This window comes from Serratia sp. OLAL2 (genome assembly GCF_002752475.1).
GTDB classification, from domain to species: Bacteria; Pseudomonadota; Gammaproteobacteria; order Enterobacterales; family Enterobacteriaceae; genus Serratia; species Serratia bockelmannii.
The window spans coordinates 403,993-415,442 of sequence record NZ_MSTL01000001.1; the positions used below are offsets into that span (position 1 = coordinate 403,993).

Consider the following 11,450-nt stretch of genomic DNA (forward strand, 5'->3'; position numbering starts at 1 on the left):
CACAGAAAGGAACGCCCTATGCAATTCGCTCACGCCGGGACGCCCGCGCGTAAAAAATCGAAGTGGTGGCAAAGCGACGCGCTGAAATGGCTGGTGGTCGGCCTGTTCAGCCTGGTGACCTGCTACCTGATTGTGTTGATGTATGCACAGGGTGAATACCTGTTCGCCATCCTGACGCTGATCCTGGTCAGCGCCGGGCTTTACGTCTTCGCCAACCGCCGCGCCTACGCCTGGCGCTATGTGTATCCCGGCGTCGCCGGCATGGGGCTGTTCGTCCTGTTCCCGCTGATTTGCACCATCGCCATCGCTTTCACCAACTACAGCAGCACCAACCAGCTGACTTTTGAACGCGCGCAATCGGTGCTGATGCAGCGCCAGTTCCAGAGCGGCCAAACCTTTACCTTTGGCCTCTACCCGGCGGAAAACCAGCAGTGGCGCCTGCAGCTGACGCCACCGGACAGTGAACAGCCGCTGATCTCCGAGCCTTTCCGCCTCGACGCCGCCGCGCCGCAAACCCTGAAACTGACGGCGCAGAACGCCGCGCCGCAGGGCGAACGCGCCACGCTGCGGGTGATTACCCAGAACCGGCAGGCGCTGAGCCAGCTGGTGGCGCAACTGCCCGACGGCGGGGAATTGCGCATGAGCTCCCTGCGCCAGTTCTCCGGCACCCGCCCGCTGTATGCGCTGGACAAAGACGGCAGCACGCTGACCAACAATCAGACCCAGGTACGCTACCGGCCAAACGGCGACATCGGCTTCTATCAGGCGATCAACGCCGACGGCGGCTGGGCGCAGGAAACCCTGAGCCCGGGTTATACCGTCACCACCGGCTGGAAAAACTTCCTGCGGGTGCTGCAGGACGAGGGCATCAAAAAACCGTTCGTGTCGATCTTCATCTGGACCATCGTGTTCTCGGTGATGACGGTGATCCTCACCGTGGCGGTCGGCATGGTGCTGGCCTGCGTGGTGCAGTGGGAGGCGCTGAAAGGCAAGGCGATCTACCGCGTGCTGCTGATCCTGCCCTATGCGGTGCCATCGTTCATCTCGATCCTGATCTTCAAAGGTTTGTTCAACCAAAGCTTCGGCGAGATCAACATGATGCTCAGCCATCTATTCGGCATCAAACCGGCCTGGTTCAGCGATCCGCTCACCGCCAAGAGCATGATCCTGATCGTCAACACCTGGCTCGGCTACCCCTACATGATGATCCTGTGCATGGGGCTGCTGAAGGCGATCCCGGACGATCTGTACGAAGCCTCGGCGATGGACGGCGCCAACCCGTGGCAAAACTTCTTCCGCATCACCTTACCGCTGCTGATCAAGCCGCTGACGCCGCTGATGATCGCCAGCTTCGCCTTCAACTTTAACAACTTCGTGCTGATCCAGCTGCTGACCAACGGCGGTCCGGACATGATCGGCACCACCACGCCGGCCGGCTATACCGATCTGCTGGTCAGCTACACCTACCGCATCGCCTTCGAAGGCGGCGGCGGGCAAGACTTCGGGCTGGCGGCCGCCATCGCCACGCTGATCTTCCTGTTGGTGGGCGCGCTGGCGATCCTGAATTTGAAAGCCAGCAAGATGAACTTCGATTAGGGAGAATAACGATGGCCATGGTTCAACCCAAGTCCCAGCGCCTGCGCCTGTGGATCACCCATATTTTGATGCTGTGCTTTATCGCCCTGATCATGTTCCCGCTGCTGATGGTGATCGCTATCTCGCTGCGCGCCGGCAACTTCGCCACCGGCAGCCTGATACCGGAAACCCTCTCCTGGGATCACTGGCGGCTGGCGCTCGGCTTCAGCGTCACCCACGCCGACGGCAGCGTGACGCCGCCGCCATTCCCGGTGCTGCTGTGGCTGTGGAACTCCATCAAGATCGCGGCGATCACCGCCATCGGCATCGTGACGCTGTCCACCACCTGCGCCTACGCCTTCGCCCGTATGCGCTTTCGCGGCAAGAGCACGCTGCTGAAAAGCATGCTGATCTTCCAGATGTTCCCGGCGGTGCTGTCGCTGGTGGCGCTGTACGCTCTGTTCGATCGCCTGGGCCAGTACATTCCGTTTATCGGCCTGAACACCCACGGCGGCGTGATCTTCGCCTACATGGGCGGCATCGCGCTGCACGTCTGGACCATCAAGGGCTATTTCGAAACCATCGACAATTCGCTGGAAGAGGCGGCGGCGCTGGACGGCGCCACGCCGTGGCAAGCGTTCCGTCTGGTGCTGCTGCCGCTGTCGGTGCCGATTCTGGCGGTGGTGTTCATTCTGTCGTTTATCGCCGCCATCACCGAAGTGCCGGTCGCGTCGCTGCTGCTGCGCGATGTGAACAGCTACACGCTGGCGGTGGGGATGCAGCAATATCTCAACCCGCAGAACTACCTGTGGGGCGACTTCGCCGCCGCCGCGGTGCTGTCGGCGATACCGATTACCGCCGTGTTCCTGCTGGCGCAGCGCTGGCTGGTGGGCGGCCTGACGGCCGGCGGCGTGAAGGGGTAATTTGTGCCACTGCAGTGCGTTTGATGTCTTTCCTTATCTTTTACCCTATGGATTTCAAGTTACAGCTAGGCAACCAGCTCGCTAAGCCCAGGCGCTTACTTCAGTAAGTAACTGGGGTTAGCGAGTGCAGTCAACAACGCTGTCGCTTGAAAGACGACGGGTAATGATATCCTGTGTCTTTGGCGGCCTTTGGCCGCCATTTTTATCGCTACTCCCGTTTCAGCCGATCGGTGTTGGCCAGATAGAGCGTCACCACCAGCACCAATATCGCCGCGGCGTAGATCAGGGTATCGATGGGATTCTTGTGGTCCACGATAATCAAACGAATAATCGCGGTAATGCCGATATAAATAAAATAGCGCAGCGGGAAATGATAACCCGACTCAAAATACTTGACGATCAAGGCGATAAATTCAAAGTACAAGAAATAAATCACAATGCCTTCAATCAACAGGTATGAAGAAGACTCTTCGCTGTTGATAAATAACACCTTCGCCAGGTGGAGGGTTTCCTTGACCAGAAACACCGCCAGAATTGCCGCCAGCAGCAGCAAACCTACGTTCAGTACCCGCTGCAGCCCTTTCGCTATCATGATCGAACGCGACGTTTTTGCCATAAAACCTCTCTCAGAATACCGCTAATATGATTCAACCGTGCCAATATAGGCATTGTCTTAAAAATTATGCCCCGCGCGAAAGCACTTTAAACCCCATTTAATTCATAAAGTTATAATAAGATGTTTCTGGCTTATAGATTTGTAGCAAATCGAAATGTCAACTATCATGGGTCACAGAGATCTTTACATAAAACTAATAACCTCGAATTAACAAGGGAATTCTTTATGCGCGCTAAACTTAACGGACTGGTCGCTGCGGGCCTGTTTACCTGTGCATTGTCCGGCCACGCCGCCGGCCTGGTAACTCCTGACAACGATCTGCGTAACGATCTCGCCTGGTTGTCTGACCGCGGCGTCATCAACGTCAGCCTGTCCACTTGGCCGCTGAGCCAGGAAGAGATCAGCTCCGTTATCGCGCAGGCCAAGCCGGTCACCAATACCGAGAAAAACGTCATCGACCGCGTGCAGCGCCGTGTCGATGCCTTGAAAGCCAACATCCGCGTCAGCGGTTACGCCTCGACGGATAAACCCGGCACCCCGCAGGGCTTCGGCCAAAATGAGTACGCCGACGATCGCCTGACCATCGGCGCCGGTGCCAACGGCGAGTTCTGGGACGTGCGTCTGCAGGGCTCGGTGGAAGGCGATCAGCGCGTCAGCGACGGCTCCAAATTCAATATGAACGGCTCCTACGGCGCGGTGAAAATCTGGAATCAGTGGCTCTCCTTCGGCGAAGTTTCCCAGTGGTGGGGCCCTGGCTACGACGGCAGTCTGATCCGCTCCGATGCCGCACGCCCGGTGGCGGGCTTTATGCTGCAGCGCGCAGACCAATCGCCGTTTGAAACCCCGTGGCTGTCGTGGATCGGCCGCTGGCAATACCAGCTGACCGCCGGTCAGCTGTCACAGTACAGTTCAGTACCGCACACCAAACTGATCGGCGGCCGTTTCACCATGATGCCGACCGACTTCGTTGAATTGGGTGCTTCACGCATCATGATGTGGGGCGGTGAAGGTCGTCCACAGTCGTGGCGCTCCTTCTGGGATGGCGTAACCGGTAACGACAACACCGGCGATCCGAAAAACGATCCGAGCAACCAGCTGGGCGGTTTCGACTTCAAGCTGAAACTGCAACCTTTGCTCGGCATACCGGTTAGTTTATACGGCCAGGCCATCGGAGAAGACGAGGCCGGTATGCTGCCTTCGCATAACGCCTATTTGCTGGGGCTGGAAGGCCACCCTGAATGGGGTCCAACCACCATCAACTGGTATATTGAAGGGGCGGATACACGCTCTGAATTCAGTACCAAGAATGTCATCTATCAACACTATGTTTATCGCGGCGGTTACTATCAGCAAGGCTACCCGTTGGGCCATGCGATGGGCGGCGATGGCCAAATGCTGTCTGGCCGTGTAGAACTGGTGCTGGACGATAGCCAGCGCTGGAGCACTCGTCTGGTATACGCCAAAGTGAACCCAAGCAATCAGAACTATAACAAGGCGTTCCCGAAATCCGATACGCTGAAGGGCATTCAGGTCGGCTGGGGTTACACCTTCCCGTCTCAGGTTAAGTTTGATACCAGCCTGTGGTACACCGACAACGATCACAGCACCGCCGATGACGTGGGCGCGGGCGTCAGCTTCGAAGTGCCAATCAATCTGTAACTTTCGCAGACGTAAAAAAACCCGCCGCGGCGGGTTTTTTATTGGCTTCAGATCAGGCGATTAGCGCCATTCCTTGAAGCGGTTGATCAGCGCATTGGTCGAGCTGTCGTGACTGCTGATTTTCTCGCTGCCCGCCAGCTCCGGCAGGATGCGGTTAGCCAGCTGTTTGCCCAGCTCCACGCCCCACTGATCGAAGGTGAAGATGTTCAGGATCGCGCCCTGAGTAAAGATCTTGTGCTCGTACAGCGCGATCAGGCTACCCAGGCTGAACGGGGTGATTTCACGCAGCAGGATCGAGTTGGTCGGACGGTTGCCTTCAAACACTTTGAACGGCGCCACGTGTTTAACCTGCTCAGGGGTTTTACCCTGCGCCGCGAACTCCGCCTCCACCACTTCCAGCGACTTGCCGAACGCCAGGGCCTCGGTCTGCGCGAAGAAGTTGGACAGCAGTTTGGCGTGGTGATCGCCCAGCGGGTTATGGCTGATGGCCGGCGCGATGAAATCGCACGGCACCAGCTTGGTGCCCTGGTGGATCAACTGGTAGAACGCATGCTGGCCGTTGGTGCCCGGCTCGCCCCAGATGATAGGGCCGGTCTGGTAATCCACCGGATTGCCGTTGCGGTCGACGTACTTGCCGTTGGATTCCATGTTGCCCTGCTGGAAGTAAGCGGCAAAACGGTGCATGTACTGATCGTACGGCAGAATGGCTTCGGTTTCGGCGCCGAAGAAGTTGTTGTACCAGATACCGATCAGCGCCAACAGCACCGGCAGGTTTTTCTCCGCCGGCGTTTCGGCGAAGTGCTTGTCCATGGCGTGCGCGCCGCTCAGCAACTGCTCGAAGTTGTCGTAACCGATGGACAGCGCAATCGACAGACCGATCGCCGACCACAGGGAGTAACGGCCCCCTACCCAGTCCCAGAACTCGAACATGTTGTCGGTATCGATGCCGAACTCGGCCACCGCTTTGCCGTTGGTGGACAACGCAGCGAAGTGCTTGGCCACGTGCTGTTGATCGGCGGCGCTGCTCAGGAACCAGTCGCGCGCGCTGTGGGCGTTGGTCATGGTTTCCTGAGTAGTGAAGGTTTTGGACGCCACCAGGAACAGCGTAGTTTCCGGATTCAGCGGCTGCAGCGTTTCGGCGATGTGGGTACCGTCAACGTTGGAGACGAAGTGCATGTTCAGGTGGTTTTTATACGGGCGCAGCGCTTCGGTCACCATGTAAGGGCCGAGATCCGAACCGCCGATGCCGATGTTCACCACGTCGGTAATCGGCTTGCCGGTGTAGCCTTTCCACTCGCCGCCGATGACGCGCGCGCAGAACTGTTTGATCTTGGCCAGCACCGCGTTCACTTCCGGCATCACGTCTTTGCCGTCGACCAGGATCGGGCTGTTGCTGCGATTGCGCAGGGCAATATGCAGCACCGCGCGATCTTCGGTGCGGTTGATCTTCTCACCGGCGAACATCGATTTGATGGCGCCTTGCAGATCGGTTTCTTTCGCCAGCGCCTGCAGCTTCTCCAGGGTTTCCTGCGTGATGCGATTCTTGGAATAGTCCACCAACATTTGATCGTTGAAGGTCGCGGAGAACCTGGAGAAACGATCGCTGTCCTCGGCGAACAGGTCGGCGATCCGTACGTCTTTCATCTGTGCATAATGTTGCTGCAGGGCTTGCCAAGCAGCGGTTTGACTAGGATTGATATTTTTCATAGCAACACTCTTAGGCTTGAGAATAAAAATGACGCGTTTGTCCGATTGTAGCCTGTTCGACTGTGATTATGATCGCTTTTCTTGCGATAGGCGCTAACTGTCAACGCATTGCCGCCTCGTTTCAGCTTTCACTCTATACTTTTGGCTAACGGCCTGTTATCGGGGTTGCCGAATTGTCATCAGGCTGTGTCATCGTTACTTATTTCGTCATTTGAAAGGGATCTCGCTTATGGAATTATCCGCCCCGCTTATGTTGGTGCTTATCGGCCTGGCGTCGCTGCTGGCGCAGTGGCTGGCCTGGCTGCTGCGTCTGCCGGCCATTTTGCCGTTGCTGCTGTTCGGCATCGTGCTCGGCCCGACGGTGCATCTGGTGCAGCCGGATCTGCTGTTCGGCGATCTGCTGTTTCCACTGGTGTCGCTGTCGGTGGCGATCATCCTGTTCGAGGGGGCGCTGACGCTGCGCTTCGAGGAGATACGCGGCCTCGGCGGCGTGGTGCGTAATCTGGTCACCGTCGGCATGCTGGTCACCTTTCTGGTCATCAGCCTCGCCAGCTGGTGGTTGCTGGATTTCCCGCCGGAGCTGGCGGCGCTGATCGGCGCGGTGACGGTGGTGACCGGGCCGACGGTGATCGCTCCGCTGATGCGCGTGGTGCGACCGAACGCCAACATTAACCAGGTGTTGCGTTGGGAAGGGATCGTCATCGATCCGGTTGGCGCCATCTTCACCCTGCTGGTGTTCGAGTTCATCGTACTGAAGCAGAATGCGGAGTCCTATACCCACCTGTTTTGGACGCTGGGCGTGACTGCCGCCGTCGGCCTTATCGCCGGCGCGCTGTTCGGCTACCTGCTCGGCCTGGCGCTGCGCCGCGTCTGGCTGCCACGCTACCTGCAGAACCTGGCGGTGCTGGCGATCATGCTGACCGCCTTCGGCGTTTCCAACGCCATCGCCGACGAATCCGGCCTGTTGACCGTCACGGTGATGGGCATCTGGCTGGCCAACATGCGCGACGTCGATACCAGCGATATTCTGGCGTTCAAAGAAGAACTGTCGGCGATCCTGATCTCGGCGCTGTTCATCATTCTGGCGGCGCGGCTCGACATCCAGGCGCTGTGGAATATGGGCTGGCCGCTGCTCCTGCTGCTGCTGGCGGTGCAGTTTATCGCCCGGCCGCTGTGCATCGCGGTCTCGACCTGGCGCTCTTCCCTGCACTGGCGCGATCGGCTGCTGCTGTGCTGGATCGCCCCGCGCGGCATCGTGGCCGCGGCGGTCAGCTCGCTGTTCGCGCTGACGCTGCAGCGCAACGGCTATCAGGGCGCCGACCGGCTGGTGACCGTGGTGTTCGCCATCATCATCGGTACCGTGGTGTTGCAAAGCCTGACCAGCGGCATGATGGCGCGCTGGCTGCGGGTGCAGCAGCAAAAGCCGCGCGGCGTACTGATCGTCGGCGCCAACAGCGTGGCGCGCATGCTGGCACAGGCGCTGATCAAGCTGAACGTGCCGGTGATAGTCACCGACAGCAGTTGGGAATACTACCGTCAGGCGCGTATGGACGGCATTCCGGCCTATTATGGCCACGCCTACTCCGAACACGCCGAGAACTACCTCGATCTGAGCAATATCGCCCAGGTGTTGGCGCTGTCGCCCAATCGCCACCAGAACGCGCTGGCGGTCTACCACTTCGGCCATCTCTTCGGCGAGGATCACGTGTTTGCCATCCGTTCGGGGGCGCCGCTGAAAGGGCGCGGTGCCAGCGCGGAAAGTTCGCGTTTCCGCCGGCATGAAATTTTATTTAATCAGGAAGCCACCTACGGCCGCCTGAGCAGCCTGCTCGCCAGGGGGGCCACCATCAAAGCAACCAAATTGAATGAAAATTTCGGTTGGCTGGAGTATTTGGAGAAACATCAGGGCGTTATCCCGTTATTCAGCCAAAAGGAGGACGGTTCTCTGCACCCGATTGGCGCCGGTTCCACGCCCACGATGCCCTGTACGCTTATCGCGCTGGTACAAGATGAAAATCCCTCACCGTCTGTACGTTGACAGAATGGCGATAACCGGCTATTCCTAACAGCCTACTTGCGCACCCGGTGCGCAAGCCAGAAGAGGCGCGTCGCCCAGGTAGAGTGTCAGAGGAGCCGTTTCTCCGTTGACGGCACCCGAGGGGGAGCGACGCCGAGGTACGATAATGGCCGGCCATTATCGTATCGACTACAGGGGCTGAATCCCCTGGGTTGTCACCAGGGGATCGCCACAGGGCGATCGACAAGGTGGGGCGCTTCTGGGTGTATCGTAGCCTGACCTCTACGCCTGCCCCCTGTTTACCGCTCTCCCCTTGTGCCAAGGCTATGGAATTACAGTGCCCCCAAACGGGCATCCCTGACACGAGGTTTCTACATGAACCAAGCAGTACCCCAGAATTCCACCGTGGTAGCCAAGTTCGGCGGCACCAGCGTCGCCGACTTTGAAGCCATGAACCGCAGCGCCGACGTCGTGCTGGCCAACCCGCAGGTCCGCCTGGTGGTGTTGTCCGCCTCGGCGGGCGTCACCAACCTGTTGGTCGCCCTGGCCGAAGGCTGCGAGGCCGACAAGCGCAACTACCAGCTTGATGAAATTCGTCGCATCCAGTACGCCATCCTCGATCGCCTCGCGGCGCCTGCGGTGATCCGCGACGAGATAGACCGCCTGCTGGAAAACATCGCCATGCTGTCGGAGGCCGCGTCGCTGGCCACCTCGACGGCGTTGACCGACGAGCTGGTCAGCCATGGGGAGCTGATGTCCACCCTGCTGTTCGTGGAAATCCTGCGCGCCCGCAACGTGCAGGCCGAATGGTTCGACGTGCGTAAAGTGATGCGCACCGACGATCACTTTGGCCGCGCCGTGCCGGACAGCGCCGCGCTCAGCGAACTGGCCCGATCGCAGTTGCAGCCACGCCTGCAGGAAGCGCTGGTGGTCACCCAGGGCTTTATCGGCAGCGAGCCGAAAGGCCGCACTACCACGCTCGGCCGCGGCGGCAGCGACTATACCGCCGCGCTGCTCGGCGAGGCGCTCGGCGCTGGCCGGGTAGATATCTGGACCGACGTGCCGGGCATCTACACCACCGATCCGCGGGTGGTGCCGGCGGCCAAGCGCATCGACAAAATCGGTTTCGAAGAGGCGGCGGAAATGGCCACCTTCGGCGCCAAAGTGCTGCATCCGGCCACCCTGCTACCGGCGGTGCGCAGCGACATTCCGGTGTTCGTCGGCTCCAGCAAGGATCCGGCGGCCGGCGGCACGCTGGTGTGCAACACCACCGAGAATCCGCCGCTGTTCCGCGCGCTGGCGCTGCGCCGCAAGCAAACGCTGCTGACGCTGCACAGCCTGAACATGCTGCACGCGCGCGGTTTCCTGGCCGAGGTGTTCAACATCCTGGCGCGCCATAATGTCTCCGTCGATCTTATCACCACTTCGGAAGTCAGCATCGCGCTGACCATGGACACCACCGGCGCCACCTCCGTCGGCGGCAGCCTGCTGACCACCTCACTGCTGACCGAACTGTCGTCGCTGTGCCGGGTGGAAGTGGAAGAAAACCTGGCGCTGGTGGCGATCATCGGTAACCAGCTGTCGCGCGCCTGCGGCGTGGGCAAAGAGGTGTTCGGCGTGCTCGATCCGTTCAATATCCGCCTGATCTGCTACGGCGCCAGCAGCTATAACCTGTGCTTCCTGGTGCCGGGCGAAGAAGCCGAACAGGTGGTGCGTACCCTGCATCACAACCTGTTCGAATAAGTCATTATCCCTGATTGCGGGCGCAGCATGCTGCGCCCCTGCGTCTAAAAAATCCGTTCAAAACCTGCAGGGGTTCAGCCTGCTGAACCCGCAAAAAACACAACCACACCCATCGTTCTCAATCTGGCTAAGGAAAACCTGCATGTTGGCTCTACTCACGCGTCTCTTCCCCCTGTGGGCGATACTGCTGTCCGTCGCCGCCTATTACACCCCGACCACCTTTACCGGCATCGGCCCCTACGTCAGCCCGCTGCTGATGCTGATCATGTTCGCCATGGGCGTCACGCTGCGACTGGACGACTTCAAACGCGTGCTGGCGCGCCCCGGCCCGGTGGCGGCCGGCATCTTCCTGCACTATCTGATCATGCCGCTGGCGGCCTGGATCCTGGCGATGCTGTTTCGCATGCCGCCGGATCTGTCCGCCGGCATGGTGCTGGTGGGCAGCGTGGCCAGCGGCACCGCCTCCAACGTGATGATCTATCTGGCCAAGGGCGACGTGGCGCTGTCGGTAACCATCTCGGCGGTCTCAACGCTGGTGGGGGTGTTCGCCACGCCGCTGCTGACCCGCCTGTACGTCGACGCCGAAATCAGCGTCGATATCATGGGCATGCTGTTGAGCATTCTGCAGATCGTGGTGATACCGATCGGCCTGGGTCTGCTCGTCCACCATACCCTGACCAAAACGGTGAAGCGCATCGAGCCGCTGCTGCCGGCGCTGTCGATGGTGTGCATTCTGGCGATCATCAGCGCGGTGGTGGCGGGCAGCCAAAGCCATATCGCCTCGGTCGGTCTGGTGGTGATCGTCGCGGTGATCCTGCACAACGGCATCGGTCTGCTGAGCGGCTACTGGGGCGGCAAACTGTTCGGCTTCGACGAGTCCACCTGCCGCACGCTGGCGATCGAAGTCGGGATGCAGAACTCCGGGCTGGCGGCCACGCTGGGCAAAATCTACTTCTCGCCGCTGGCCGCGCTGCCGGGCGCACTGTTCTCGGTCTGGCACAACCTCTCCGGTTCACTGCTGGCAGGGTATTGGTCCGGCCGCCCTATCAAGAAAAAATAAACCCCTGGAGGGACGCAAACAATTGCGTCCCGTTTCTTCCCTGCGAAATTTCGTATTTCCCACTGGTCGGATTGTCATAATTCCCCTCATCCCCTATCATCCGTGAAAAATAAAAATTCAGATTCTTCCTATCCATGCCGATAATGTTGG

At 59.6% G+C, this 11,450-nt stretch carries 8 protein-coding genes and 1 riboswitch; of the genes, 6 read left to right on the forward strand and 2 right to left on the reverse strand.

All coding sequences use genetic code 11. From position 1 onward, the window contains the following. The first annotated feature begins 18 nt into the window (after positions 1-18). Both malF and malG read left to right on the forward strand, forming a co-directional pair. Positions 19-1,596: a maltose ABC transporter permease MalF gene (gene malF, locus BVU99_RS01890; RefSeq protein WP_099816665.1), complete on the forward strand. Its 1,578-nt coding sequence runs from the start codon at positions 19-21 to the stop codon at positions 1,594-1,596. Between the two features lie 11 nt (positions 1,597-1,607). Then, on the forward strand, positions 1,608-2,498 hold the full coding sequence (malG, locus tag BVU99_RS01895; protein WP_099816666.1) for a maltose ABC transporter permease MalG: 891 nt from the start codon (positions 1,608-1,610) through the stop codon (positions 2,496-2,498). A 208-nt stretch (positions 2,499-2,706) separates the two neighbouring features. Here the strand turns inward: malG and psiE are convergent, their stop codons facing one another. Further along, positions 2,707-3,114, reverse strand: coding sequence for a phosphate-starvation-inducible protein PsiE (gene psiE, locus BVU99_RS01900; protein ID WP_099816667.1), 408 nt, complete (start codon positions 3,112-3,114; stop codon positions 2,707-2,709). A gap of 225 nt (positions 3,115-3,339) precedes the next feature. Here psiE and BVU99_RS01905 point away from each other — a divergent pair, with 225 nt between their 5' ends. Next, entirely contained in the window at positions 3,340-4,773 is a 1,434-nt protein-coding gene (locus BVU99_RS01905; protein ID WP_099816668.1) for a capsule assembly Wzi family protein, read from the forward strand. Positions 4,774-4,833: 60 nt separating this feature from the next. Here the strand turns inward: BVU99_RS01905 and pgi are convergent, their stop codons facing one another. Beyond that, positions 4,834-6,480, reverse strand: coding sequence for a glucose-6-phosphate isomerase (pgi, locus tag BVU99_RS01910; RefSeq protein ID WP_004936690.1), 1,647 nt, complete (start codon positions 6,478-6,480; stop codon positions 4,834-4,836). Positions 6,481-6,709: 229 nt separating this feature from the next. Here pgi and BVU99_RS01915 point away from each other — a divergent pair, with 229 nt between their 5' ends. The 3 genes from BVU99_RS01915 to panS all read left to right on the forward strand — a co-directional run bounded on the left by BVU99_RS01915 (position 6,710) and on the right by panS (position 11,300). Continuing rightward, positions 6,710-8,518, forward strand: a complete 1,809-nt coding sequence (locus BVU99_RS01915) for a sodium:proton antiporter (RefSeq protein WP_099816669.1) — start codon at positions 6,710-6,712, stop codon at positions 8,516-8,518. 52 nt (positions 8,519-8,570) lie between these two features. Next, a riboswitch (Lysine riboswitch) is annotated at positions 8,571-8,764 on the forward strand. A gap of 108 nt (positions 8,765-8,872) precedes the next feature. Beyond that, the gene (gene lysC, locus BVU99_RS01920) at positions 8,873-10,240 is read left to right on the forward strand and encodes a lysine-sensitive aspartokinase 3 (RefSeq protein ID WP_060434723.1); all 1,368 of its coding nucleotides are present in this window, start codon (positions 8,873-8,875) and stop codon (positions 10,238-10,240) included. A 142-nt stretch (positions 10,241-10,382) separates the two neighbouring features. Further along, positions 10,383-11,300, forward strand: a complete 918-nt coding sequence (panS, locus tag BVU99_RS01925) for a ketopantoate/pantoate/pantothenate transporter PanS (protein ID WP_049296295.1) — start codon at positions 10,383-10,385, stop codon at positions 11,298-11,300. The last annotated feature ends 150 nt before the right edge of the window (positions 11,301-11,450 follow it).

What these genes read in the sequence shown, in the direction of transcription:
- BVU99_RS01915 (WP_099816669.1), top strand. Translation starts at nt 6,710, where the DNA reads ATGGAATTATCCGCCCCGCTTATGTTGGTGCTTATCGGCCTGGCGTCG.
- pgi (WP_004936690.1), bottom strand. Translation starts at nt 6,480, where the DNA reads ATGAAAAATATCAATCCTAGTCAAACCGCTGCTTGGCAAGCCCTGCAG.
- BVU99_RS01905 (WP_099816668.1), top strand. Translation starts at nt 3,340, where the DNA reads ATGCGCGCTAAACTTAACGGACTGGTCGCTGCGGGCCTGTTTACCTGT.
- lysC (WP_060434723.1), top strand. Translation starts at nt 8,873, where the DNA reads ATGAACCAAGCAGTACCCCAGAATTCCACCGTGGTAGCCAAGTTCGGC.
- malG (WP_099816666.1), top strand. Translation starts at nt 1,608, where the DNA reads ATGGCCATGGTTCAACCCAAGTCCCAGCGCCTGCGCCTGTGGATCACC.
- panS (WP_049296295.1), top strand. Translation starts at nt 10,383, where the DNA reads ATGTTGGCTCTACTCACGCGTCTCTTCCCCCTGTGGGCGATACTGCTG.
- malF (WP_099816665.1), top strand. Translation starts at nt 19, where the DNA reads ATGCAATTCGCTCACGCCGGGACGCCCGCGCGTAAAAAATCGAAGTGG.
- psiE (WP_099816667.1), bottom strand. Translation starts at nt 3,114, where the DNA reads ATGGCAAAAACGTCGCGTTCGATCATGATAGCGAAAGGGCTGCAGCGG.